Origin of the sequence: Glutamicibacter sp. ZJUTW, assembly GCF_008370855.1 — a bacterium.
GTDB lineage: Bacteria > Actinomycetota > Actinomycetes > Actinomycetales > Micrococcaceae > Glutamicibacter > Glutamicibacter nicotianae.
This window is the reverse complement of sequence record NZ_CP043624.1, coordinates 316,866-341,025: the sequence shown is the minus strand read 5'-3', so window position 1 is coordinate 341,025 and position 24,160 is coordinate 316,866. Positions and strand designations below refer to the sequence as shown.

Annotated in this window: 20 protein-coding genes, 1 tRNA gene, 1 other RNA gene and 1 pseudogene; 16 read left to right on the top strand and 7 right to left on the bottom strand. The window is 60.0% G+C overall.

The window, feature by feature from the left end; genetic code table 11:
* Nucleotides 1–198: 198 nt before the first annotated feature.
* The 3 genes from aceA to F0M17_RS01620 all read left to right on the top strand — a co-directional run bounded on the left by aceA (nt 199) and on the right by F0M17_RS01620 (nt 4,428).
* Nucleotides 199–1,512 (top strand): isocitrate lyase, encoded by a 1,314-nt coding sequence (gene aceA, locus F0M17_RS01630; RefSeq protein WP_038993781.1) that lies wholly within the window; start codon nt 199–201, stop codon nt 1,510–1,512.
* A gap of 80 nt (nt 1,513–1,592) precedes the next feature.
* Entirely contained in the window at nt 1,593–3,230 is a 1,638-nt protein-coding gene (aceB, locus tag F0M17_RS01625; protein ID WP_121866031.1) for a malate synthase A, read from the top strand.
* A gap of 133 nt (nt 3,231–3,363) precedes the next feature.
* On the top strand, nt 3,364–4,428 hold the full coding sequence (locus F0M17_RS01620) for an alpha/beta hydrolase (protein ID WP_052254113.1): 1,065 nt from the start codon (nt 3,364–3,366) through the stop codon (nt 4,426–4,428).
* Between the two features lie 6 nt (nt 4,429–4,434).
* Here the strand turns inward: F0M17_RS01620 and F0M17_RS01615 are convergent, their stop codons facing one another.
* Nucleotides 4,435–4,620 (bottom strand): histidine phosphatase family protein, encoded by a 186-nt coding sequence (locus F0M17_RS01615; protein ID WP_246857111.1) that lies wholly within the window; start codon nt 4,618–4,620, stop codon nt 4,435–4,437.
* A gap of 283 nt (nt 4,621–4,903) precedes the next feature.
* On the opposite strand from F0M17_RS01615, the gene F0M17_RS01610 reads away from it, so the two are divergent.
* The gene (locus F0M17_RS01610; RefSeq protein WP_149596197.1) at nt 4,904–6,673 is read left to right on the top strand and encodes an AIPR family protein; all 1,770 of its coding nucleotides are present in this window, start codon (nt 4,904–4,906) and stop codon (nt 6,671–6,673) included.
* A 120-nt stretch (nt 6,674–6,793) separates the two neighbouring features.
* Here the strand turns inward: F0M17_RS01610 and F0M17_RS01605 are convergent, their stop codons facing one another.
* A complete protein-coding gene (locus F0M17_RS01605; RefSeq protein WP_149596196.1) occupies nt 6,794–7,360 on the bottom strand; it encodes a histidine phosphatase family protein in 567 nt (188 codons plus the stop codon).
* Nucleotides 7,361–7,546: 186 nt separating this feature from the next.
* Between F0M17_RS01605 and F0M17_RS01600 the strand changes: the two genes are divergently transcribed.
* The gene (locus F0M17_RS01600) at nt 7,547–8,953 is read left to right on the top strand and encodes an amino acid permease (protein WP_066143770.1); all 1,407 of its coding nucleotides are present in this window, start codon (nt 7,547–7,549) and stop codon (nt 8,951–8,953) included.
* A 62-nt stretch (nt 8,954–9,015) separates the two neighbouring features.
* On the opposite strand, the gene F0M17_RS01595 is transcribed toward F0M17_RS01600, so the two are convergent.
* Nucleotides 9,016–9,738 (bottom strand): YoaK family protein, encoded by a 723-nt coding sequence (locus F0M17_RS01595; RefSeq protein ID WP_149596195.1) that lies wholly within the window; start codon nt 9,736–9,738, stop codon nt 9,016–9,018.
* A gap of 123 nt (nt 9,739–9,861) precedes the next feature.
* Between F0M17_RS01595 and F0M17_RS01590 the strand changes: the two genes are divergently transcribed.
* Nucleotides 9,862–10,551: a DsbA family protein gene (locus F0M17_RS01590; RefSeq protein WP_073707369.1), complete on the top strand. Its 690-nt coding sequence runs from the start codon at nt 9,862–9,864 to the stop codon at nt 10,549–10,551.
* Nucleotides 10,552–10,555: 4 nt separating this feature from the next.
* On the opposite strand, the gene F0M17_RS01585 is transcribed toward F0M17_RS01590, so the two are convergent.
* Nucleotides 10,556–11,179: a LytR C-terminal domain-containing protein gene (locus tag F0M17_RS01585; RefSeq protein ID WP_038993785.1), complete on the bottom strand. Its 624-nt coding sequence runs from the start codon at nt 11,177–11,179 to the stop codon at nt 10,556–10,558.
* Nucleotides 11,180–11,257: 78 nt separating this feature from the next.
* The gene (locus tag F0M17_RS01580; protein ID WP_038993786.1) at nt 11,258–11,560 is read right to left on the bottom strand and encodes a type II toxin-antitoxin system VapB family antitoxin; all 303 of its coding nucleotides are present in this window, start codon (nt 11,558–11,560) and stop codon (nt 11,258–11,260) included.
* A 271-nt stretch (nt 11,561–11,831) separates the two neighbouring features.
* On the opposite strand from F0M17_RS01580, the gene F0M17_RS01575 reads away from it, so the two are divergent.
* The gene (locus F0M17_RS01575; RefSeq protein WP_038993787.1) at nt 11,832–12,872 is read left to right on the top strand and encodes an isopenicillin N synthase family oxygenase; all 1,041 of its coding nucleotides are present in this window, start codon (nt 11,832–11,834) and stop codon (nt 12,870–12,872) included.
* Nucleotides 12,873–12,976: 104 nt separating this feature from the next.
* On the opposite strand, the gene F0M17_RS01570 is transcribed toward F0M17_RS01575, so the two are convergent.
* Together F0M17_RS01570 and F0M17_RS01565 are read right to left on the bottom strand one after the other, a co-directional pair.
* Nucleotides 12,977–13,342 carry a VOC family protein gene (locus F0M17_RS01570; RefSeq protein ID WP_149596194.1) on the bottom strand — a complete coding sequence of 122 codons (366 nt, stop codon included), beginning with the start codon at nt 13,340–13,342 and terminating at the stop codon, nt 12,977–12,979.
* Between the two features lie 127 nt (nt 13,343–13,469).
* Nucleotides 13,470–13,557 (bottom strand) — tRNA-Ser (locus F0M17_RS01565).
* 188 nt (nt 13,558–13,745) lie between these two features.
* Here F0M17_RS01565 and F0M17_RS01560 point away from each other — a divergent pair.
* From F0M17_RS01560 to F0M17_RS01520, 9 genes and pseudogenes are all read left to right on the top strand, one after another.
* Nucleotides 13,746–15,287: an HNH endonuclease signature motif containing protein gene (locus F0M17_RS01560; protein WP_121866026.1), complete on the top strand. Its 1,542-nt coding sequence runs from the start codon at nt 13,746–13,748 to the stop codon at nt 15,285–15,287.
* Between the two features lie 92 nt (nt 15,288–15,379).
* Nucleotides 15,380–15,476, top strand: an RNA gene (gene ffs / locus F0M17_RS01555) — signal recognition particle sRNA small type.
* Between the two features lie 28 nt (nt 15,477–15,504).
* Complete coding sequence (gene gluQRS / locus F0M17_RS01550; RefSeq protein WP_149596193.1) at nt 15,505–16,422, top strand: tRNA glutamyl-Q(34) synthetase GluQRS; 918 nt, start codon at nt 15,505–15,507, stop codon at nt 16,420–16,422.
* A 12-nt stretch (nt 16,423–16,434) separates the two neighbouring features.
* On the top strand, nt 16,435–19,887 hold the full coding sequence (locus tag F0M17_RS01545) for a DNA polymerase III subunit gamma and tau (RefSeq protein ID WP_149596192.1): 3,453 nt from the start codon (nt 16,435–16,437) through the stop codon (nt 19,885–19,887).
* A 90-nt stretch (nt 19,888–19,977) separates the two neighbouring features.
* Nucleotides 19,978–20,568 (top strand): annotated as a pseudogene (recR, locus tag F0M17_RS01540) (recombination mediator RecR); the annotation flags it as partial.
* A 392-nt stretch (nt 20,569–20,960) separates the two neighbouring features.
* Nucleotides 20,961–22,583: an MFS transporter gene (locus tag F0M17_RS01535; RefSeq protein ID WP_149596190.1), complete on the top strand. Its 1,623-nt coding sequence runs from the start codon at nt 20,961–20,963 to the stop codon at nt 22,581–22,583.
* 8 nt (nt 22,584–22,591) lie between these two features.
* Nucleotides 22,592–23,068 carry a MarR family winged helix-turn-helix transcriptional regulator gene (locus tag F0M17_RS01530; RefSeq protein ID WP_073707364.1) on the top strand — a complete coding sequence of 159 codons (477 nt, stop codon included), beginning with the start codon at nt 22,592–22,594 and terminating at the stop codon, nt 23,066–23,068.
* A gap of 144 nt (nt 23,069–23,212) precedes the next feature.
* Nucleotides 23,213–23,422 carry a hypothetical protein gene (locus F0M17_RS01525; RefSeq protein WP_066143739.1) on the top strand — a complete coding sequence of 70 codons (210 nt, stop codon included), beginning with the start codon at nt 23,213–23,215 and terminating at the stop codon, nt 23,420–23,422.
* Between the two features lie 20 nt (nt 23,423–23,442).
* Nucleotides 23,443–23,994, top strand: coding sequence for a hypothetical protein (locus F0M17_RS01520; protein WP_149596189.1), 552 nt, complete (start codon nt 23,443–23,445; stop codon nt 23,992–23,994).
* Nucleotides 23,995–24,160: the final 166 nt, after the last annotated feature.

Here is a 24,160-nt window from a genome sequence, read left to right as displayed (position 1 = left end):
TCACTAATTTTCCATGTTTTGGCTCACAAGCACCGCAAGAACCCAAAAATTTTCATTTTCGCGAAGAACCGCAAATCTTAATTCAAAAAACCTCTGGTGAACCCCTTGCCCCTGCGGAAAAGTAGTTGTCACGAAGAAGTTCACAAGATCACCTTCCGATCAACATGAACCCGCAGCTTGTGCGAAGGAGCCAAGGCAATGACTACCGAGAACACCAACGAAACCTCGATCGACAACCGCATCGCAGCCATCGAAACCGACTGGGAAAACAACCCCCGCTGGGCCGGCGTCACCCGCGATTACAGCGCCGCAGACGTTGTGAAGCTCCAGGGCCGGGTCCAGGAAGAGCACACCCTGGCCAAGCGCGGATCCGAGAAGCTGTGGAAGCAGCTCACCGAGGAAACCCCTACCGGCGGCTACACCAACGCATTGGGCGCACTGACCGGCAACCAGGCAGTGCAGCAGGTCAAAGCCGGCCTGCGAGCCATCTATCTTTCGGGCTGGCAGGTGGCAGCAGATGCCAACCTCTCGGGCCAGACCTACCCGGACCAGTCGCTGTACCCGGCGAACTCGGTGCCGCAGGTTGTCCGCCGCATCAACAACGCCTTGCAGCGTGCCGACCAGATCGAATTCTCCGAAGGCATCCAGACCGTCGAGGACTGGATGGTCCCGATCGTCGCCGACGCGGAAGCCGGCTTCGGCGGCCCGCTGAACGCCTACGAGCTGATGAAATCCATGATCACCGCGGGCGCCTCGGGCGTCCACTGGGAAGACCAGCTGGCATCCGAAAAGAAGTGCGGCCACCTCGGCGGCAAGGTGCTGATCCCGACCCAGCAGCACATCCGCACCCTGAACGCGGCCCGCCTGGCTGCCGATGTGGCTGGCACCCCTTCGGTGGTCATCGCCCGCACCGACGCCGAAGCGGCAACGCTGATCACCTCGGATGTCGACGAGCGCGACCAGGAATTCATCACCGGCGAGCGCACCCCCGAAGGCTTCTACAAGGTCCGCAACGGCATCGAGCCATGCATCGCCCGCGCCAAGGCCTACGCACCGTATTCGGATCTGATCTGGATGGAAACCGGCACCCCTGACCTGGAGCTGGCCCGCAAGTTCGCCGAAGCAGTCAAGAAGGACTTCCCGGACCAGATGCTTTCCTACAACTGCTCGCCATCGTTCAACTGGAAGAAGCACCTGGACGACGCAACCATCGCCAAGTTCCAGCGCGAACTCGGTGCCATGGGCTTCAGCTTCCAGTTCATCACCCTGGCCGGCTTCCACGCCTTGAACCACTCGATGTTCGATCTGGCCCAGGGCTACGCGAAGGACGGCATGAGCGCCTACGTCGAGCTGCAGGAACGCGAATTCGCATCCGAGGCTGCCGGCTACACCGCCACCAAGCACCAGCGCGAAGTCGGCACCGGCTACTTCGACGCGATCTCCACGGCGCTGAATCCCAACGCCTCCACCCTGGCCCTGGTGGGATCCACCGAAGAAGGCCAATTCCATTAGACCCGGATGGGTCGATGGTGCTAGCCGGCAAAGGCGCCGGCTAGCACCAACACCATTTACAAGTTTTTAAGGACGCTGCCATGAACTCCCCCATCACCCTGAACAACATCACCATTACCGCTACCCCCGTTCGCTACCAGGAGCAGATCCTTACCAGCGAAGCCCTGGACTTCCTTTCGGCCCTGCACACCGCATTCGAACCGCGCCGTGCCGAACTGATGCAGCGCCGCCAGGTCAACCGGGCCCGCATTGCCAACGGCCGCGATCCGAAATTCCTGGACGAGACCCGCGCAATCCGCGACGATGAATCATGGCAGGTGGCCCCGATTGCACCGGGGCTGGAAGACCGCCGGGTGGAAATCACCGGCCCGATCGAACGCAAGATGGCCATCAACGCGCTGAACTCCGGCGCCAAGGTCTGGCTGGCCGACATGGAGGACGCATCCTCGCCGACCTGGCAAAACGTCATCAAGAACCAGGTCAACCTAATCCGCGTGCTGGATCAGGAACTGGACTTCACCGCACCTGATGGCCGCGAGTACAAGCTGAACACCTACGACTTGAAGCAGCTGCCGACCATCGTGGTCCGCCCTCGCGGCTGGCACCTGCCGGAGAAGCACCTGCTGGTTGCCGGCACGCCGATGTCCGGTGCGCTGGTGGACTTCGGACTGCACTTCTTCCACAACGCCAAGCGTCTGCTGGCCGCCGGACGCGGTCCGTACTACTACCTGCCGAAGCTGGAAAACCACCTGGAGGCGCGGTTGTGGAACGACGTGTTCAACCTGGCCCAGGACCTGATGGATATCGATCGCGGCACCATCCGTGCCACCGTGCTGATCGAGACCATCACCGCAGCCTTCGAGATGGAGGAAATCCTCTACGAGCTGCGCGAGCACTCCTCGGGGCTGAATGCAGGACGCTGGGACTACATCTTCTCGATCATCAAGAACTTCCGTTCCCGCGGACCGCGCTTCGTCTTCCCGGATCGCGACACCGTCACCATGACCGCACCGTTCATGCGGGCCTACACCGAGCAGCTGGTGCGTGCATGCCACCGCCGCGGCGCTTCGGCCATTGGCGGGATGAGCGCTTTCGTTCCGAACCGCAAGGACGCCTCGATCAACGAGATGGCCTTCGGCAAGGTCCGCGAGGACAAGGCCCGCGAAGCCGCTGACGGCTTCGACGGCTCCTGGGTGGCCCATCCGGACCTGGTGCCGGTGGCCCGCGAGGTGTACGACGAGGTGCTGGGCGAGAACCCCAACCAGTTGCAGCGCACCCGCGAAGATGTGGAGGTGTCGGGTGCTGCCCTGCTGAACGTGGAAAGCGTGACCGGCAAGATCACCGAACGCGGCATCCGCGACAACATCGAGATCGGCATCCGCTACATCGAGTCCTGGCTGCGCGGCAATGGCGCGGTGGCCCTGCGCAACCTGATGGAAGATGCCGCCACCGCGGAGATCTCCCGTTCGCAGCTGTGGCAGTGGATCCACCAGTCGGCAATCACCGACGAGGGCGAGATCATCACCCGCCGCTGGGTGCAGGAACTGACGGAGGAAACCATGGATTCCCTGGAGCGCTTCGAAGGCGATCGCTTCGAGGAAGCCGTGGAGATCTTCGAGGCTTGCGCACTGCGCGACGACTTCCCGACCTTCCTGACCAAGAACGCCTACCTGCGCTACCTGGACGCACCAGCGCGGACCTTGGAAATGGCAGGCTAGGCAACCGCCAGACCTGGCCGGCAAGAAACAGTCGTCCCTGAACACCGGCCGCGTCAAACGGCATTCACCAGTTGGCAACCGCTCCAACGGGTGAATGCCGTTTTTCGTGCGCAAAAGTGGATACGCTATACCCATGGCCTTCCAGTTCAAGAACCCGGCCGAGGACCTGTGGCAGCCAGACCTGCTTGGCGAGGATTTCTCGCAACGGCTGCTGCCGATGTCCGATGGTTCCACCGCGACTCTGGTCAGGCACCGTCCGCGCAGATCGCTGCGCTGGCCGCCTCCGTTGCGCGGAATCGCGGTGCTCTACGTGCATGGCTGGTCCGACTACTTCTTCCAGTCCGAGCTGGCCGAGTTCCTTTCCGAAGCCGGCGCGGATTTCTACGCCCTGGACCTGCGCCACTATGGGCGGAACCTGCCCGTGGACCGGGCCACGGGCATCGCCGAGCACAGCAGCCCCGGCTTCACCACCGATCTGGAAGAGTACTTCGAGGAGTTCGACGCGGCCCATCGGATCATTTCCAGCGCGCATCCGGGAACCCGCTTCGTGTTGCTCGCCCATTCCACCGGCGGGCTCAGCGCGTCACTGTACGGGGCAGCCAACCCGCAGAAGGTCGATGCGCTGGCGTTGAACAGCCCGTGGCTGGAATTCCAAGCCAGCGAGATCGGGCGCACCGCGTTGGCCCGGATCGTCCAGGCTGCCAGCAACCGGAACCCGCACCGCCTGTTGCCCACCGTGGACCCCGGGTTCTACACCCGCACGGTCTCCAGCCAGTTCTCCGGGGAATGGGACTACGACCTGGGCTGGCGTCCAGCCAACGGCTTCAAGCTCACCGCAGGTTTCATTTCTGCGGTCTTCGCAGCGCAAGCCAAGGTGAAGAAGGGGTTGGACCTGCAAATGCCAACGCTGGTGATGCTCTCGGCGGAAGACTACCTGCTGCCCCGCTGGCATGACACCGCTACCCGCGCCGATGTGGCGCTGAATGTGCAGGTCGTTGCCCAGCGCAGCATTGATCTGGGCCGGGAACTGCATCTGGTGCGCCTGCCCGGCGCGCTGCACGATGTGTTCCTCTCCTCGCCGAAGATCCGCTCCAAGGCCTACATGGCGCTGGGTTCATGGCTGGCGGTGGTCAAGAACCGCCAACGGGATTCGCAGCTGGCCTCCGCAATCCGCCGGATCCTTCCTTCCGGCAGCTAGCATGGCCTAGCCCGCTACCCGGTTGGGCACCTGGTCGTTGACCAGTTCCAGCTGCCAGGACCCGGACTCATTGCCAATGATTGCTACCGAGCCATTGCGGATGGTGTCCAGCTTGTAGCCGGCGAAGTGCGAGAGCGTGTAGCGGATAATGGTGCCGTGGCAGATCACCGCGACGTTCGAATGAAAACCCATGGCATAGAAGCATCGAAAAATTTGATGGAAGAGGTTATCTGGCAAATACACAGGTCAAACGCTAGCCTCATAAGGTAAAAACTACGATGCGAGAATTCGGAACATCATGTTCCACCTGAATATCCATACAGGCACGAAATGGATTACAAGAACCATGAGCCGATGCCCTTTCGGGAGAAGTATGACGTTGGGCAAACCACGTGCATTATGTTCTCTCTTGGTAAGAAAGTAATTTACTGGTGGCCAAACGCAACAATGAAGGGTGCCTCACGACTGTTCTTGTATGATATTGAAAATTCAACCGATCGTTACGGAGGCTGCCTTGTTACTAAATGGTCCAATCAAATCTTATTGTTCGGCCAATGGGTTAGAAAGCTTGCCAGCACATCAGAAGTTCGAGCACTTTAGTGTTCATGTCACTCATGGCAATGAGTACTTTGAAGGCGTCGACCAAAGCGATTTCATGGCAGGCGACGGAACTGTGGGAATCGATTCAGCCGCCGTCCTAATAAATAGCATCCCATTCATCGATCCAGAAGATGCCGAAGAGTACATTAGATCTCAGCGGCAAATAAACGTGACATTTATTTTTTTACAAGCAAAAACGAGCTCGAGTTTTAGTCGCGATACCGCCCTGGGTTTCATTGACTCTATAAAGGGATTCATAGAGGGAAGGAAAAGTATAACGTCCGACCCATTCTGGTCAAAGTTGCGAGCATTATTCGATAGCGTTTTTGAGAATAGCGCTAAGTTTGCTGGGCCTCTTCCAGAACTGAGATTATTCTTTGCTTTCGATGGGAAGAAGCCCGAGCAAGCTGTCATCACTGAAAGCATGGGCTCACATGTTTCGGATCTCGAAGAGAAGAACCTCTTTTCGGAGGTTGACCTCCAAATAGTCGGCTCCGTTGAACTGCTAGGACTATACAGAGCTACTCTCAACAGCGTACAAAAGACAATCAATTTTCAAAGACGTGTACCAATACCAAGCATTAGCGGAATCGACCAATCTTTCATCGGCGTTGTAGCTGCAAGTGAAATTTTGAAACTCGTAACTTCTGACACAGGAACACTTCGGAAGTCGATTTTCTTCGACAATGTGCGCGACTTCCAACAATGGAATTCCGTGAATCGGGAAATTCGTGACACTCTCCATGGGGATCAGGCAGATCTTTTCCCTGTACTCAACAATGGAGTCACCGTGGTAGCTAAGTCAGCTCAAGTAGTCGGAGACGACGTAATTCTAGACAACTATCAAGTGGTAAACGGTTGCCAAACTTGTAGCGTGATTTTTGACTCTAGAGATCAGGATCTCGAAGGTGTCCTCGTGCCATTACGAATAATAGTTACAAATAATGGAACCACCTCAGTTATGATCACCCGCGCAACGAACAGCCAAACTGAGGTATCGAGACAAGATTTGCTTGCATCTACAGAGTTTCAGAAGCGATTAGAGAGCGTTTATGAATCTTACTCAGAAACAGATTCTCGTCTCCGTTTATACTATGAGCGCCGGTCTGGACAATTCCTAAATGAGGGAATTGAGCAAACACGAATTATTTCAAAAACTACTCAAATGCGCTGTTTCGCGGCAACCTACCTTGAGCTGCCCCATATCTCAAGCCGTTACCCCGGGGCACTAATTGAATATAGTGACAAACAAGAAATATTCAACGAAGATCATGAAGTTCAACCATACTTTGTAGCCGCTTTTTGTTGGTACAAATTAGATGTATGGTTCCGCTCTGGTAGGATTTCACTCGATCTCAAACCTGCACGTTTTCTGATGATGAATTTGTTCATGAAACTCGCCATTGGAAATGAAAGCGTTCAAGTCGTTGGGAAAAGAAATGTTGAGAAGCAAGCCAAAAACATTTTGAACATTCTACTAGAAGACGACAAAGCAGTTGAAATATTTAATAGAGCGGGTGCCATCATCGAACAGGCTGCCGAAGGAAACGTTACTCGCGACAAAGCTAAGAGAGAGAAGCTTGTTGTAGATTCGCTCAATTTGTGCCGCGACACAATTTCGAGCCTGCCGGAGCGAACTCTTTAGTCATGACTGCGACTAGGCGGCATTTTTACGACCGATAAATTAGGTCTCGAGCCCGGCGTCTGTGCGTCACACGTCGGTGGGATCAACTGCCCTATTAATATTGGAGACCCATCCCAGCGTTCAAACTTTACCGTGAGCGGGCAACTGGTCATTGACCAGTTCCAGCTGCCAGTCCCCGGACTCATTGCCAATGACCGCTGCCGAGCCATTGCGGATGGTGTCCAGCTTGTAGCCGGCGAAGTGCGAGAGCGTGTAGCGGATAATGGTGCCGTGGCAAATCACCGCGACGTTCTTGCCAGGGTAGTCGGCGGCAATCTGCTCGATGGCGCGCAATCCGCGCTCGACCACCGAATCCAGCGGCTCGATTCCGCCGCCGTGCTTATCCGGCCACAGAGCCAGCGCCTCGGTTTCCACCATGCCCTCGCCCTGCGCGTAGTCGCGCTCGATCAGCAAGTCATAGCTCGGGCCCAATTCAAGACCAAGCCCGTCGGCGATGATCTGCGCGGTCTCGCGCGCACGGGACAGCGGCGAGGAGACGATGGCATCCCACTGGCCGGGCTCCAGCACGGAGACGGCCTCGCGGGCCTGGGCGCGCCCGGTGTCGTTCAAGGGGATGTCGCTTGAACCCTGCAAGCGGCCTTCGAGATTCCATTGCGTCTGTCCGTGGCGGACGAATCCAAGTTTCATGAGCCCCATTCTTCCACCCTGTCCAGTGGCCCGTGTACTGGCTGGTGGCAAAGCTCACGATAGATCTGCAACACTTAAGTGCGTCAAAAATCCTGGGAACACATAAGATTTTCACGGCTGCGCCCTGCCATTTGCACGGGCCCGCCCCATCGAACGCACCCCTTACAGGATCCGAGCATTACTATCGTGAACGAAATAAAGGCGTCTCTCGCCCGCGGGCTGACTGCCCGCCACATCCGCTTCATGGCCCTCGGCTCAGCTATCGGAACGGGCCTTTTCTACGGCTCCTCTTCTGCCATCCAGGCTGCTGGCCCTGCCGTTCTCTTCGCGTACATGATTGGCGGCGCTGCCGTTTTCATCGTGATGCGCGCCATGGGCGAGATGGCTGTCAAGCATCCGGTGTCCGGATCCTTCGCTCACTACGCTTCGCGCTACCTTGGCCGCTTCGCAGGCTTTGTCACCGGGTGGACCTTCGCCTTCGAGATGGCTATTGTCGCGATTGCTGATGTCACCGCGTTCGGCATCTACATGGGATTCTGGTTCCCGCAGGTCGCGCAGTGGATCTGGGTCCTGGCCATCGTCTTGCTGATCGCCGCGATCAACCTGATGAAGGTGAAGGTCTTCGGCGAAACCGAATTCTGGCTGGCCATCGTCAAGGTGACCGCGATTATCGCGATGATCGTTGGCGGCGCGGCGCTGATCATCTTCGGCTTCAATTCCCCTGAGACCGAAACCGCTACCGGCTTCGCCACCCTGATGAGCGCCGGCACCCTGTTCCCCAATGGCTTCGTGGGCCTGCTGCTGTCCTTCTCCGTGGTGATGTTCGCCTTCGGCGGCATTGAAACCATCGGCATCACCGCAGGCGAAGCTGACGATCCGGCCAAGTCGGTTCCGGCTGCCATCAACACCGTGCCGTGGCGCATCCTGCTCTTCTACGTAGCTTCGCTGGCAGTGGTCATGATGCTTTTCGACTGGCGCCAGATCGACGGCTCGGCGTCGCCGTTCGTGCAGATTTTCGACGGACTGGGCATCCCGGCCGCGGCCCACGTGCTCAATGCCGTGGTGATCACCGCGGCCGTCTCGGCGATCAACGCCGATACCTTTGGCGCTGGACGCATGCTCTTCGCCATGTCCGAAATCGGCCATGCCCCGAAATCGTTCGGCCGGATCTCCCGCAACGGCGTGCCATGGATGACCGTGGTCGTCATGGCCATCGTGCTGCTGGTCGGCGTGGTGCTCAACGCCCTGCTGCCCGAAGCGCTCTTCACCATCATCGCTTCCATCGCCACCTTCGCCACCGTCTGGGTGTGGATCATGATCCTGACCTCGTACCTGTCGATGCGGCGCAAGGAAGCCGCGGCGGGCCGTGGACCGGGTGTTGCCCGCGAGTATGCGGTGCCCGGCGGTACCGTAGCCGCGTGGATCGCGTTGGCCTTCATGGTCTTCGTCGTTGTGCTCCTGGCCCTGAGCCCGGCTACACGCGTAGCCCTGTACACCGGCATCGCCTGGCTCGTACTCCTGGCCGTGCTCTTCAAGCTGCTGGTTCGCCCTGCGGCTCCGGTCAAGCAGGACAGCGACTCGCTGCTGGGCTAACCACCGAGGAATAAAATATGCTTGGCTTCGCATATAGAAAAGCCAAGCATATTTTTTTCTTCTTACTCGATCTCGGTCAGGGATCCGTTCCGCGGTTCCGGGGAAGCATCCGGGCCCTTGGAGGCGCGCTGCTCCTGGATTAACGCCAAGCTCGCCCAAGCAAGCATGCCGGCAGCAACTATCCACAGGCTGCCCAAACCCAGCCGCAGATAGGCCAGGACGCCACCCAGCGATCCGATGGTGATCATCAGCCACAGCAGTGCGTAGCGTGTCCATAGCATTCGGTAGCCGCCACGATCCGAGCCGGTGGCCAGCCCGATGATTGCTCCGCCCAACGCCTGGCCGAGCTTGACCAATGTGCCGGTCATATACGTCAGGCCCAAGGCAACCTCGCCCGAACGGGTGTAGGAAACATTCACCGCTCCCATGGCGGCGGCCAGCAGCAGCGCCGTCAGCTGCGGCAGGGCCTGCCCTGAAATGGCCGCAGCGAGCAGCAGCACCGCACTGAAGTACATGGCCACTGGCCGGCGCAGCTTCTCCAGCCGGAGAGTCAGCAGGGTTGCGAGGATGACGCCGCCAACGAAGCAGCCGACCAGTGACATGGCCAGGGCCCATCCGGCAAAATCTCCTGTCATCAGAGCTGCGGAGGAACGGGTGGAGTTGCCTGACATGAACGACAGGAAGTAGCCGCCGAAGTGCACGAATCCGACACCATCGACGAACCCTGCCATCGCCGTAATCGTCCCGGCGAAAAGGATCCCCCGCCATCGAAGATTCTTTGCCACCTGTCTCGCTTTCTCTCGCCATCGCCGTTGTCCCCATTCCGCAGGAACCCTCCCATTATCTCTAGCCGGAGTCGGCAACCACGGATGCGGAATGCCCGGGGAACAAAAGTTGTTACCTCAAGCATGAGTGAAAATACTGCTGCCCCATCCCTGGAAGAAAAGCGCATCCGCGTCGATATCTTCTCCGACATTGCCTGCCCATGGTGCTTCATCGGCAAGCGCCGCTTCGAGCGGGGTGTCGAAGCGTTCGAATACTCCCAGAACGTGGATGTCTACTGGCATTCGTACCAGCTGGATCCAAGCCTGCCAGAGAACTACGACGGCAGCGAAGCCGAATACCTCTCCAAGATGAAGGGCTTGGGCCAGGAGCAGGTGTCCCAGATGCTTGATCATGTCACCGCCCAGGCAGCTGGCGAAGGCTTGGACTACGACTTCGCCAATCTGAAGGTCGCTAATTCCTTCACCGCGCTTCGAGTTCTGGAATATGCCAAGCAGCATGGCGCTGGAAGCGAAATGAAGGAAGCGCTGCTTTCTGCGCACTTCGAAAAAGGCCTGGATACCGGGGATGAAGAAACCCTGCTACAGCTGGCCGGATCGCTAGGCTTGGATACTGGCGAACTCCGCGCAGATCTGGCTTCCGGCGCCTATGCCGAAGAAGTCAACGCAGATATCGCCCAGGCCCGTGAGCTGGGAATCAGCGGAGTCCCCTTCTTCATCATCGATGGGAAGTACGGCATTTCCGGCGCGCAGCCAGCCGAGGTCTTTGCCAACGCCCTGACCCAGGTCCACTCCGGAAACGTGCAGACCCGGTAGCGGGCTATTTAGCGCAGACGAGCTTGCCATCCGAAGTATCGAGCTTGCGTTCTTTTACGAGGCCTTCGAACTTCTCCCCCAGCGCCAGGTCCACCCGGCTTCCCCACTTCGTCTCGTCGTAGATGAAGACGATGCCGGGGATCTGGCGCTGCACGGTGAATGCCTGGGCATAGCCATCAGGTCCGGCAATGACTGCACCGGCGGTATCGGAGAGCGATTTCCACCCGGAAGTCAGCGAAGAAATCTTGAAGCCGCGCTTTTCCAGTGCCTTGGCGGTGTCACCGGCAAGCCCTGGAATGCTGGTCGTATTCAGCACGCGTATTTCTACTTCTGCAGGCGTCTGGTACTTGAAGTCGATGGCCGGGCAGTTTGGATTCTCGATTTCTGCTTCGCTTGGCTCCGGGCTCTCCACTGCGGCGGGTTCGGCACCCAATTTGATCGTTCCATTGAAAACCAGCACGGCGCCGACCAGTACCGCGATCACCAGCAGGGCCATCACGGAGAAAACAATATTCTGGCGTCTGCGGGCACGCTTCTTTGCTTGTCCATCCGAGCTGAAACTCAATTCCTGCTCGTCGACAATATGCGCACCGTGCCATTGCCCCGGATCATCGCGATCACGCATCATTCCACCTTGCTCTGGTCAGCCTTCGGCAGCCGCTGGCCTGAAGGAGACCTCATCGTCATCCTAGTGGCGCTAGCTTATCTAACTGGCGTCCAGATCCAATACGCGCGCGTGTATTACGGAGCGATGATGAAGCGCCGAACGCAGCGCACGGTGCATCCCGTCTTCCAGATACAACACGCCCCGATAGCGCACCACGTGCGGGAACAAGTCGCCGTAGAAGGTGGAATCCTCGGAGAGCAATGTTTCAAGATCCAGGGTCGCTTTGGTGGTGACCAGGTCGGCCAACTTCACCTGCTGAGGTGGAAGGCCGCTCCAATCACGCGTCGACGAATAGCCGTGGTCTGGGTATGGCCGGCCCTCACCGACCGCTCGAAAAATCACTATTCAAGCATACGGACAAACTCTTGCGAGCCCCATATTTCCAGATCAGTGAGGGGTTCGCGGTTGCCGGAGACACCGGTTCCGAAGACGGTGCGGGCTGGCCGCCAGCACCCGGGCTCGGCCCCCGAACGCCGGGAACATAATACAAATGAATGCGAATAATCGGGCACGCAATGGGAAAATGCAAGGATTGTTACGCTGCGGGAAACGTGGGGGAACCGGGCGTAACTTTAGCTAGTAACAATCGCGTCATAAGGTGCACTCTAGGTTTATGAATAACGTAGTCACCGAGATCCCACTGCTCGATATCTCTACCGCGCGCAATGCTGACGGCTCCTTCAACGAGGAATTCGTAACCGCGCTTCGCGATGCCGCACACCGCGTCGGGTTCTTCCAGATCGTCGGCTACGGCGCGTACGCCGGCCAGGACCAGGAGCTGCTCGACACCATCGCGGAGTTCTTCCGCAAGCCGGTCGAGCAGAAGGTCAAGCTCGATAACCGCAACAGCGCCCAGTTCCGCGGCTACACCCGCATGGGCACGGAAATCACCCGCGGCCGCGCCGACGCCCGCGAGCAGATTGACTACGGACCGGAACGCGAGACCCTGAGCGTCGTTCCCGAGGACAAGCCGTATTTGAACCTGCAGGGCCCTAACCAGTTCCCTGCAGACTTCCCCCAGCTCGAAGAGCGCGCCATGGCGTGGGCCGAACTGATGAACAAGACCGGCCACGAGCTGCTTTCGGCCATCGCCGTAGGCCTGGGCCTGCCCGAAGACCACTTCGATGAGCCATTCGCCGATACCCCGTCATGGATGGGCAAGCTGGTGCACTACGTTTCGGGCGACGTTGTCCCGGAGTCGGGCAACCAGGGCGTTGGCCTGCACGCGGACTACGGCTTCGTCACCCTGCTGCTGCAGGACCAGGTTGGAGGCCTGCAGGTGCAGCCCTACGGCCAGGAAGAGTGGATCGAGGTGCCGCCTACCCCAGGTGCACTGGTAGTGAACCTCGGGGAAATGCTTGAAGTGGCCACCAATGGCTACCTGATGGCCACCATCCACCGCGTCATTGCTCCTCCAGCCGGTGTAGACCGCTACTCGGTGCCGTTCTTCTACTCCCCTCGCCTGGATGCAGTGATCGACAAAGTCGAGCTGCCAGCCGACCTGGCTGCCGACGCCCGTGGCGTTTCCGATGATCCAGAGAATCCAATGCTGGCTTCCTATGGCGCAAACGTGCTCAAGGGCTGGCTGCGAGCCCACCCGCAGACCGCGGCCATCCACTACCCGGAGCTGGCCAAAGGGCGCAAGAGCGCCTAGGCATTGAGCTCCTGCGGGGATCAGGAGCCCAACCGCGAATCCTGTTGGCGTCGAGCCGGTGAGAAATTGCCGACCCGGCGCCACAGGTCATTAAAGCGGCTTGCTCATTCAAGGCTTGAAAGCACGCAGAATTCATTTCCCTCAGGATCAGCCATCACGATCCAGCTCTCGTCCTCTTGCTGGCCCACTTCGGCATAGCTGGCCCCCAAGGCAAGGAGACGGTCGACTTCTTCTTGCTGGCTGGAGCCTTGAGGACGCAGATCCAGATGGAGGCGATTCTTGACGCTCTTGGCTTCAGGCACTTGAGCGAACGTCAGCTTCAACCCGTGCTCGCCGCGGGCTTCGGATCCAATGCTGACCAATCCGGCTTCTTCTTCCAGCACCTCGAAGTCCAGTGCTTCGCACCAGAACCTGGCCACCAGCATCGGGATGGCGCAATCGACAGCGATTTCGCTCAATACACTTGCCATAGTCTTACCTTGTCGAAAGATTGCTGAACAGTTGCCACGGATACTACCCCTCAGATTCGGGCAATGCCGGCAAGCAAAAAAATAATGTCTCGGGACATCGTTCGTACGATGTCCCGAGACATTACATTGGCGGAGGATAGGGGATTTGAACCCCTGAGGGCGTTAACCCAACACGCGTTCCAGGCGTGCGCCATAGGCCGCTAGGCGAATCCTCCTCAGTTTGCTCCGAGGAGCAGGATCCAGCATATCTAAATTCTCGCTCAATCACGAATCGAGCACTCGCCCGACGATCCCCGGAGCATCTCCAAGGTGCCAAACCCCTGAAATTCGGCGGTATTTCACCTTTTCACCACCTCGATTCTTTCTTTGAGAACCGCAGTTTGAACAGATCGATACTGTAAGCATGAGTAAAAGAGAGGCATTTCACAGCCAAGATGATCCTCGGCGGCTGCCCATAAGCCCTCCGGGGACAAGGCGCATCCCCGGAATTGACGGGCTTTGGGCAGCGAACCTGGATAAGGACAATCTCTTTACCCAGATTGCCGCCACCGCCACACACCTCTACGAGCAGCCACCGGTCTCAAGTTCCGCCCAAGGGCTGGAACGGCTGAAGGCCATTGCACGGTTGCACAGCATGCTCGATGCTGCCGAGGCAGCAGTATTGGCCGATAGCTACGAATATTTGGTTGCCGAGACAGTCAGCCAGGGATCCCAAGAACCTCTGCTGGATGACCTTGGGGAAATTGAAGAGCCCGTTGAAGATCAATCCGCATATTTCTACGGCGTCAATCGTTCCGATGAATCGCTGATCCGTTCATCTTTTGTCGCCGAAGCAGCGGTGGCCCTGCGATCCTCAGAAAGGAAAGTCCAGGACAAGTTATTCTTTGCCGAAGGGCTGCGCCATCTTTGCCCAGATATCTTGGACGCGCTGAGCGTCGGCGAGATCACGACGAGATCCGCGCAAGAGATCGTCAAGCACTCCCAGGATCTAGCACCCGAGGATGTGCAGCTGATGCAGCAAACCTTGCTGCCGATAGCTCGGCAGGCCACCGACTCCGCAGTTGCCCAACGCGCTCGGAAAATGCATGAACGCCTGCACCCCAAGCCGATCGAGGAACGCCACAAGAAAAGTGCAGAGGACCGCAAGGTCATCTATTGGCACGAGGCCAATGGCATGAGCGTCATCCAACTCCACCTGCCAGCAGAAAAAGCATTGGCCATCATCAATACGGTCAATTGGCATGCAGTACGCAATGCTGATCCAGATGATCACCGGACCGAACAGCAACGACGGCTGGATATTATCTGCGATGCCTTGCTCGATGGCTGGCCGGCAACCGAAGGGACCCCGCTGAAAGCCCGTGTCGCTGTCACGATTCCTGCCCTGGAAATGCTCGCTGATCCTAAACGCGCATTGGCGGATCTCGAAGGCTACGGACCCATCCCCGTAGGGACGGCACTGCTGATTGCCAAGGATGCCCCGTCTTTCATCAAGGTGCTCACCGACCCCTGGTCCGGGGCGGCCATAGACGTCGGCCGCGAAAAGTACCGTCCGTCGAAGGCACTGCGTGATCTGCTGCGGAGCCGGGATGTGGTTTGCAGATTCCCAGGATGCAATCGGCCAGCCGAATCAGCTGAGATAGACCATATCGATGCATGGGCCAAGGGCGGGCATACCACCCGGAGCAACACTCATCTATTGTGCAAGCGGCATCAGATGTTCAAGCATGTGCTGGGGTGGCAGGCGACATACCTTCCGGACGGTTCGGTGAACTGGCGCTCCCCCAACGGCATGATCTGCGTTGAGCTTCCCGGCAGCGTCACCAGCGTGCAGAACTTCGATTTCGAGAAAGAGCAAACGCCCATGCTGCCGACCATCGAACTCAATGACCGTGTTCGCCGCGTGCTTGGCTGGTTAGAACCGCCTGAAGAAAGCACCGCCTGAGAACTAACAGCAACCCTGCTCAGGATTGGCCAGTTGAGATCAAGCGCACGCCTGCCGATTTTATCCAAGCGCCAACCTCAGGTAGTATTTTGGGTGACCCCTCGTGTGGTGTCATCCTGTTGAACTCCCCCAGGACCGGAAGGTAGCAAGGGTAGATGGGCTCTGGCAGGTGCATGAGGGGTCTTTTACTTTCTTACGCAAGCCGAATGGAGTCCACGTGGGCGCTGGCCGTTTCGCCCCTAGCCCTTCGGGGCCGCTCCATCTTGGCAATTTGCGCACGGCAATTCTCGCCTGGCTTTTCGCCCGCTCCACGCAACGCGAATTCCTGTTGCGCATTGAGGACCTGGACCGTGTTCGTTCCGGCGCCGAAGCCACCCAGATTGCCGAGCTAGCGGCCTTGGGCATTGACTTCGACGGTGACATGCTCCGCCAGTCCGACCGCCTTCCGATATATCTTGAAGCCGTTGAGCGGCTCAAAGCGCGCGGTCTGGTCTACGAATGCTACTGCTCGCGCAAGGATATTGCCGAAGCCGGAAGCGCTCCGCATGCTGCGCCCGGTGCCTACCCGGGAACCTGCCGCAATCTGAGCGCCAGCGAGCGCTCGGCCAAAGCGCAGAACCGCCCGGCCGCCTTGCGCCTGCGTTCAGAAGTGAACGAATTTTCTGTTCACGATGAACTATTCGGCGACTACACCGGCGCGGTTGATGATTTTGTCCTGGTGCGCAACGACGGCGCACCAGCCTACAATCTTGCGGTGGTCGTCGATGATGCTTTCTCAGGCATCGACCAGGTCGTACGCGGAGATGATTTACTCTCTTCCGCGCCACGTCAGGCCTACCTGGCAACGCTTCTGGGCCACGCAATCCCCTCCTATGCACACGTCCCGCTTGCACTGAATGCCAAGGGAGAGCGCCTGGCCAAGCGCGATGGCGCGGTAACACTCGAAGAGATCACCGAACAAGGTGTGCATCCAGCCAACGTTGTGGCGGTTTTGCTAGAGTCATTGGGCTTGCCCAGCACAAGTTTGCAGGCAGCCTTGGAAGCTTTCGATCCGGCGAATCTGCCACGCGAGCCGTGGATCGTCGAACCAGAGAATATTGTCCAACAGCTGATGCCCAGGGCATCAGGAAACTGATAGGGAACCGGTGTGAGTACAGCGCTTTATCGCAGATATCGTCCCGATACGTTTGGCGACGTCATCGGGCAGGAGCACGTTACTGCGCCCTTGATGACGGCTCTGGAGAAGAACCGCGTCAACCATGCGTACTTGTTCTCCGGCCCGCGCGGTTGCGGCAAGACGACTTCTGCCCGCATCCTGGCCCGCTGCTTGAACTGCGAGCAAGGTCCCACTCCGGTTCCTTGTGGCACCTGCCCAAGCTGCGTGGATCTGGCCAATGGCGGACCAGGTTCGCTGGATGTCATCGAGATCGACGCGGCCAGCCACGGTGGCGTCGATGACGCCCGCGACCTGCGCGAGCGCGCAACGTTCGCGCCTACCCGCGACCGCTACAAGATCTTCATCATCGATGAGGCCCATATGGTCACCGCGGCAGGCTTCAACGCCCTGCTGAAGATCGTTGAAGAGCCACCGGCGCACATCAAGTTCATCTTCGCGACAACCGAGCCGGAAAAGGTCATTGGCACCATCCGCTCGCGTACCCACCACTACCCATTCCGCCTGGTTCCGCCCGAGGCGCTGTTGGCGTACCTGCAAGTGCTCTGCGAACGGGAAAGCGTCGCAGTAGCCGAAGGCGTGCTGCCGCTGGTGATCCGTGCTGGCGGCGGTTCGGTCCGCGATACCCTCTCGGTGCTGGACCAGCTGATCGCTGGCGCCCGCGATGGCAGCCTTGATTACGAGACCGCGGTTGCGCTGCTGGGCTACACCCACTCGACGCTGCTCGACGAGGTCACCTTGTCGCTGCACGAATCCGATGGCGCCGGGCTGTTCGGCGCGATCGACCGCATCATCCAGACCGGTCTGGATCCTCGGCGCTTCGTTGAAGATGTGCTGGAGCGCTTCCGCGATCTGATCATCGCCAAGGCGATGCCCGAAGGCCTTGAGAAGATCTTGCGCGGCGTGCCAGAAGACCAGCTCGAAGCCCTGCGCTTGCAGGCGGGACTGGTCGGCGCAGGCGAACTGTCGCGATGGGCAGACGTCACCAACAAGGCCCTGAGCGAGATGACCGGCGCTACCTCGCCTCGGCTGCACTTGGAATTGCTGGCGGCGCGCTTGATGCTGCCGGGTTCGCAGAACTCCGACAGCTCCTTCGCTGCCCGTCTAGATCGCCTGGAGCGCCATGCGATGACCGGTGGAGCGCTGCCTGCGCTTAATGAAGACGACGCCGAGGGTGCTGCGCCCTCAACGAATGCTGCCCCGAATCCTGGCGCCGCGCGTCAGGGTGCCGCCGCTGTGCGCGAGGCCTTGGCCGCTGCCAAGTCCCGTCGAGGAGGCGCCCCGGAACCGGCTGAAGAGCAGGAACCACAGGTCCAGTCGGCTCAGGCTCAGCCGCAGCAGGATGAGCAGGCTCCCGCACCGGCACAGCAGCCTGCGCAGCACGCAGAATCAGCGCAGGCACAGCGCACCGAGCAGCCGCAGCAGTCCATGCCGCCACAGCCACAGCCGCAGCCGGCTGATGATGACCCAAATGCACCGCTGGATCCTGGCGCGGCAGCTTCCCTGAACACCGGCGAAGCCGCTGACTGGGGCGCCACTTGGGGGCCAAAGGGCGAAAACTACTCGGTGACCACCGAGGTGCAGCCTGGTCCGAGCATTCCGGCAGCCCGTCCGGAAGGCGTGGCACCATTCAGCTTGGTTCCTGATCCATCCAGCGGTGAAGATCTGTCGTTCGGCACCGGTGTCTCCATCGATGACGTGAAGCAGAATCCTGCCATGGCCGAATTCGCACGTCGCGCGGCAGCCAACCGCGCAGCACAAGCACCGCAGCCTGCCCAGCCGCAGCAGTCGCAACAGGCGCCGGAGGCCAGCCAGCCTGGCATGAATGCCCAGCGCAACGCTGCCCATCCGGCGCAGGAACATGCCCAGCGCGAGCAAGCAGAACGCGAAGCACAACAGCGCGCCGCACAAGAACAAGCACAACGCGAGCAAGCAGAACGCGAAGCACAACAGCGCGCCGCACAAGAACAAGCACAACGCGAGCAAGCACAACAGCAACAACGGCCGCAGTCTCCCCAGCAGCCGCAGCACGGCGCGCCTGGCGGAACCCCGCAGGGCCAGCAGCCAGCACCACAGGGCGCCGGCTCGCCGGTGGCGATGTTCCAGCAGGCGTGGCCTACGATCCTGCAGCAGTTGCAGGGCAGTTCGCGTGTCCTGCATTCCATGGTCGCCACCTATGGCTCCGTGGCAGGCTTCGATGGCCGTACACTTACCTTGGCGTTCAGTAACACCGGCCCCATTGTGAATCTGCGCAACCGGCCGGATTTGATGAATACATTGACCGGAGTCCTCTCCCAGGTCGCAGGTTCGCCAATCGAAGTGGTCCTGACCGAAGGCGGATCCAACCCCAACGGTGGTGGTTCCCCAAAAGGTGAGCGCCGGCCAATCCCGGCGCCAACCCCAGCACCAACTAAGTTCACCAAGGCTGTAAGTTCTGCTGGGGCTGCTGCGCGCGCCGCAGCACGGGCCCAAGCTGCCGCTCCGGCACCGCAGCAGCGTCCTGCCTCTGCAGTGCAGACCTCGGCACCAGCCGCACCTGCGCCACGCGCCCATGAGGGGTACGCCAGCTCCTACGACGACGTTCCGCCACCCGCGGAAGAGTCGTATTTCGACGAGCCGCCGTTCCCGGATGACCCGTACTATTCGCCGGCTGGCCCCGTCCCGGTGGCACCGCAGGTTCAGCCGCAGCAGCAGTCTCCGGCCCCGGCTGCCCAGCCAGAGCCGGTGGCGCCCGCCCCGGCAACCAGTGCGCCACGCAGTTTCGACGGGCCTCCGGTGGCCCCCAAGCCCCGGATGACTGCCGGCATGGCAGCGCGCCAGGCCGAAGGCGGAGTTCCGAATATTGCTCGCCCTGTGTCTTCGACTCCGTTGCACCCGGACAGCACCACCGATTCCTTCGAGAATCTGGCGGTTGATGCACCAGAACAGCCGGCTCCGCAAACTCCAGAGCGATCGGTTCCGGAGCCTGCGCCCGCCCCTGCACAGCCTCAGGTTCGCCCACGCGAGCAGGAGCAGCCCCGCCCGGAGCCGGTTGCACCGGCGCCTTCGCCAGCAGCCCCGGCACCCGCTCCGGAGGCGGCACCGCGCTGGGGTGCTCCGCAGCCTGAGCCTGAACCAGCCCCCGCTGCATCGGCACCGGCAAGCACGGGCCGCATGAGCCGGTACCAGCAGCTGATGAACCAGGCGAAGAACGCACCAAGCGCGCCAGCGCCTGCCCAGTCGGCACGCGGCTGGGGCGGCCCGGCATCGGCTCCCGATCCTGCCCCGGCGCAGGAGCCGGAGGAGTTCGTCCCCAGCGACGATGACATCGAGGTCGAGGATTCGGCACTGATCGGCGTTCCAGCCGTGGAGCGCCTGCTTGGCGGGATGGTCATCGAGCAGCGCGACGTGAACGGGAATGTAGTGGAAATCAAACGCAGCTTGTAGCCGGCACCACGGCGAGCTGTCGGAGTGAGACACTAGGGTGTACCACGGAACAATTTCAAGGTAGTGAAGCAAGCTAGAAAGTAGGCGCACGTGTACGAAGGTGCTGTACAGGAATTGATCGACGAGCTCGGTCGCTTGCCTGGCATCGGCCCGAAGTCGGCTCAGCGCATTGCTTTCCACATTCTCGATGCCGATGCCGAGGACATGACCCGGCTCGCCGCCTCGATCCAGCTGGTCAAGGAAAAGGTGAAATTCTGCGAGATCTGCTTCAACATCTCGGAGCAGGATACCTGCGCCATTTGCCGCGATGAGCGCCGCGATGGAACAAAGATCTGCATCGTGGAGGAGTCCAAGGACGTCCTGGCCATTGAACGCACCCGGGCGTTCTCCGGCAAGTACCACGTGCTCGGCGGTTCCATCAATCCGCTGGCAGGCATTGGCCCGGAACAGCTGCACATCCGCGAGCTGGTCACCCGCTTGGCCGATGACTCGATCACCGAGCTGATCCTTGCCACCGACCCGAATCTCGAGGGCGAAGCCACCGCCGTGTACCTGGTGCGCGCGCTGGCTCCCTTGGGCATCCGCATTACCCGCCTGGCTTCCGGCCTGCCGGTGGGCGGCGATTTGGAATACGCCGATGAAGTGACCTTGGCCCGCGCCTTCGAAGGACGCCGGTCCGCCGGCCGCACCGCACCCGGCCCGGCCCGGCTCAAGGCAGAGAAGCAGGAATCCGAGCAGGAAGCACCGCAGGCAGAAGCCGGGGATGCCGCAGAAAAGCCGAAGGCGCAGCTTTCCGAGCCACGCCTGCTGCGCGTTGCCGGCGAGACTGGCGAAGCGTCGTCGCATCCAGTTGTTCCCGAGATGGACAGCCGCCGCAGCCACTAATTCCCGCAGTTCTTGAACGCCCTGCACTCGACCGCTTCACCGGCATGAGTGCAGGGCGTTTTTCCATTCCTGCAGCGCGATGTGCGGTGAAACACGCTTAGTTGATAAAGGTCAACTATCGTCGTATAGTTGACATCAATCAACCATTCAGGCTTTCCACGCCTGACCCTATTTTTTTTGGAGCTTTAATGGCCGCAACCGCACCGGTCGCCAAGCCCAAGATGACTCACCGCGAAATCCTCACTGCCCTCACAGGCATTTTGATGGGCATGTTCGTCTCCATCTTGGCCAACACCGTTGTTTCCAGCTCGCTGCCGCTGATCGTCTCGGATCTCAACGGCAGCCAGACCTCCTACACCTGGGTGGTCACCGCCACGCTGCTGGCGACCACCATCGCCACCCCGATCTGGGGCAAGCTCGCCGACCTGGGCAACCGCAAGCTGCTGCTGCAGATCTCGCTTTCCATCTTCGTCCTGGCCTCGGCCGCGGCAGGCTTCTCGCAGGACACCAGCTTCCTGATCGCCATGCGCGTGGTCCAGGGCCTGGCTGGCGGTGGCGTTGGCGCCTTGGCACAGATTGTCATGGCCGATTTCCTCTCCCCTCGTGAACGCGGCAAGTACATGGGCCTGTTCGGCGCTGTCATGGCCGTTGGCACCGTGGGCGGCCCGTTGATCGGCGGCTTCGTTACCGATGCCATCAACTGGCGCTGGAACTTCTTCATCGCCTTGCCTTTCGCCATCGCCGCGGTCATCCTGATCCAGCGCACCTTGCACCTGCCGGCCATTGCCAAGCGCAAGGTCAAGATCGACTACTGGGGCATCGTCCTGCTGTCCGCCGGCGTCTCGCTGCTGCTGATCTGGATGTCGCTGGGCGGCTCCCAGTTCGAGTGGGCCTCGGCGACCAGTTACCTGATGATTGCCGGCGCGGTAGTCCTGCTGGCACTGTTCATCCTGGTTGAGACCAAGGCTACGGAGCCGCTGCTGAGCCTGGGCCTGTTCAAGAACCGCACCTTCACCTTCGCGGTCATCGCCTCGCTGGCCATTGGTGTTTCAATGTTCGGCACCTCGGTGTTCCTCAGCCAGTACATGATCATGGCCCGTGGCGCATCAGCCACCATGGCCGGCCTGATGACCTTCCCGCTGATGGGCGGCTTGCTGGTCATCTCCACCATCGGCGGTGCGCTGATCTCGCGCACCGGCAAGTGGAAGGCGCTGGTCGTCACCGGTTCTGTGCTGGTTGTCATCGGCTTGTTCCTGCTGGGAACCATCCACTACGACACCAACTATGCGCTGGTCGCTACCTACATGTTCATTCTCGGCGCCGGCATGGGCCTGGTCATGCAGAACATGGTGCTGGTGGTGCAGAACTCGGTCCACGTCAAGGAACTGGGCGTAGCTTCCTCGGCCGTGAACTTCTTCCGCACCCTCGGCGGCACTGCAGGTACCGCGGGACTGGGCGCCGTGCTGGCGACTACCGTGCCGAGCATGATCGCCGACCGCCAGTCCGATTTGGCCGCAGCCCTGGCCTCCCTGGGCGACCAGGCCAAGGAACTGGCCGCGTCTTTGGGATCAGGCAATCTTCCTTCGGTGGCCGCGATGCCTGAACCGGTCCGCGTGATCTTCGAGTCCATCTACGGCGATGCAGTGCCTTCGCTGTTCGCCATTGCCGCTCCGCTGTCGCTGATTGTCGTCGTGGCTGTTTGCCTGATCCCCAACCAGTCGCTGAAGACCCAGACCGCAAGCGAACGCATGCAGGATCTGGACGCGGAGGACAAGGGCGCAACCAAGGCAGAAAAGCCAGCTGGCAACTAGGAGATCCAGTGCAGGTTCCAAGCAAAGCCGATGAGGCCCCGGTGGCGGAACGTCCCGATTTGTACGCCAGTGCCGAACAGGAGCTGTTCTCGCTGATCGCGCTGACGGCGCGCGCCAAGCGGGAACTGGCCACCCGGCTCGACAGCAGGCTCACCCCAGGCTATCTACCGGTGCTGGGCATGATCCTGCGCAGCCAGCGCATCACCCAGTCCGAAATCTGCGAAAGACTGCTGGTCGACAAGGCCTCGCTGTCGCGAATGATCACGAAACTGGAACAGCTGGAACTGGTCAAGCGAGAAGTCGACCCGGACGACCGTCGGGTATTCCACCTCCTGCCTGCCGAATTTGCGGCAGAACGGTGGCATGAAACCTTCCACGGGTGGCGCACGGAACTGCGCTCGCGGATGACCGATTGGGACGATGAGGATCTGTCGAAACTCATCGATCTGCTCAGTCGATTGAACTTGGAAATCCAGTCACTCTAGTTCGCTTCACCCTCTGGCCGGTCTTCTCGGAAATACCGAGAAGACCGGCCAGAGAAGCTTAAATTCCCTTGCTTGCAGGGGCATTCCTCCGCGCTGAAATGTGCAGCAGCCATCCTGTCGGTTCGGGTTGCTACGTTCATGCACATGAGCGAATCCTTGAGCAAAGCAGAGAAAATCGAAGACCACACCGGTTCAAGCATGGGCGAATGGGCAGGCACGATGGACGCCGCCGGCCTGCGCGACTTGAAGCAGAGCGAACAGGTGCAGATGCTGCTTCCACTGATGAAGGACCGTGATGAAAGCCAGAGGCTTCTCTGGGCCCGGCGCATTGCCTCCGAGTACCGGCAGCTCTAAGCGGGTCGTAGACTGAGCTCATGGCAATCAAAAGCAGCAACACGTCAGCCATCGCCAATGCCACCGGCATCGAGTGGGACCAGTGGTGCGCCAAACTGCGTGCCGGCGGAGCCGACGAGATGACGCATAAGGAGATGGCCGAACTGGCCATCACCGGCATTCCCGCAACAGTCGAAAATCCAGAATGGTGGGCCCAATCCGTCGCCGTGGCCTATGAGCAGCACATCGGAAGGCGCGTACCTGGCCAAGCCCAGGACGGCACCTTCCAGGGCTCGGTCAGCAGCACCATCGATGCCGATTTGGATACGGCACTGGAGCGCTGGGTCGCCTGCGTGAAAGACCGCAAGGAATTCAACGGGAACGAACTATCCGAACCTGCACGCGCCAGCGGTTCCGAGCGCTGGCGCTACTGGCGGGCGGACTTCAGCGATGGCACCAAGACACAGGTAGACATTGGGCTCAAGGGCGAAAAATCCTCGGTAGCCATAAACATCACTAAGGCTGAATTACCTGATCAGGTGTCTGAATGGAAGAGCTTTTGGCGACAAATTTTGGCTGAATTCAAGGGATAGCCAGTGCTTTTCGACAACTCGCACTGGGGTTTCTAGGCAATATGACCAATGGTTACCGCGCCAACTAGGACATGGCACCTCGTAGCTGTCACAATATTTATCTGGTAGATGCCTCACGCCAAAGTTCTATCAGCAACCACCGGCGGCGAGGCACAGCTTTCAACAG

Bases quoted from the DNA above. Each gene is read 5' to 3' on its own strand.
- aceA (WP_038993781.1), top strand. From the start codon at position 199: ATGACTACCGAGAACACCAACGAAACCTCGATCGACAACCGCATCGCA.
- aceB (WP_121866031.1), top strand. From the start codon at position 1,593: ATGAACTCCCCCATCACCCTGAACAACATCACCATTACCGCTACCCCC.
- F0M17_RS01620 (WP_052254113.1), top strand. From the start codon at position 3,364: ATGGCCTTCCAGTTCAAGAACCCGGCCGAGGACCTGTGGCAGCCAGAC.
- F0M17_RS01615 (WP_246857111.1), bottom strand. From the start codon at position 4,620: ATGGGTTTTCATTCGAACGTCGCGGTGATCTGCCACGGCACCATTATC.
- F0M17_RS01610 (WP_149596197.1), top strand. From the start codon at position 4,904: ATGATATTGAAAATTCAACCGATCGTTACGGAGGCTGCCTTGTTACTA.
- F0M17_RS01605 (WP_149596196.1), bottom strand. From the start codon at position 7,360: ATGAAACTTGGATTCGTCCGCCACGGACAGACGCAATGGAATCTCGAA.
- F0M17_RS01590 (WP_073707369.1), top strand. From the start codon at position 9,862: ATGAGTGAAAATACTGCTGCCCCATCCCTGGAAGAAAAGCGCATCCGC.
- F0M17_RS01585 (WP_038993785.1), bottom strand. From the start codon at position 11,179: ATGATGCGTGATCGCGATGATCCGGGGCAATGGCACGGTGCGCATATT.
- F0M17_RS01575 (WP_038993787.1), top strand. From the start codon at position 11,832: ATGAATAACGTAGTCACCGAGATCCCACTGCTCGATATCTCTACCGCG.
- F0M17_RS01570 (WP_149596194.1), bottom strand. From the start codon at position 13,342: ATGGCAAGTGTATTGAGCGAAATCGCTGTCGATTGCGCCATCCCGATG.
- F0M17_RS01560 (WP_121866026.1), top strand. From the start codon at position 13,746: ATGAGTAAAAGAGAGGCATTTCACAGCCAAGATGATCCTCGGCGGCTG.
- F0M17_RS01535 (WP_149596190.1), top strand. From the start codon at position 20,961: ATGGCCGCAACCGCACCGGTCGCCAAGCCCAAGATGACTCACCGCGAA.
- F0M17_RS01525 (WP_066143739.1), top strand. From the start codon at position 23,213: ATGAGCGAATCCTTGAGCAAAGCAGAGAAAATCGAAGACCACACCGGT.
- F0M17_RS01520 (WP_149596189.1), top strand. From the start codon at position 23,443: ATGGCAATCAAAAGCAGCAACACGTCAGCCATCGCCAATGCCACCGGC.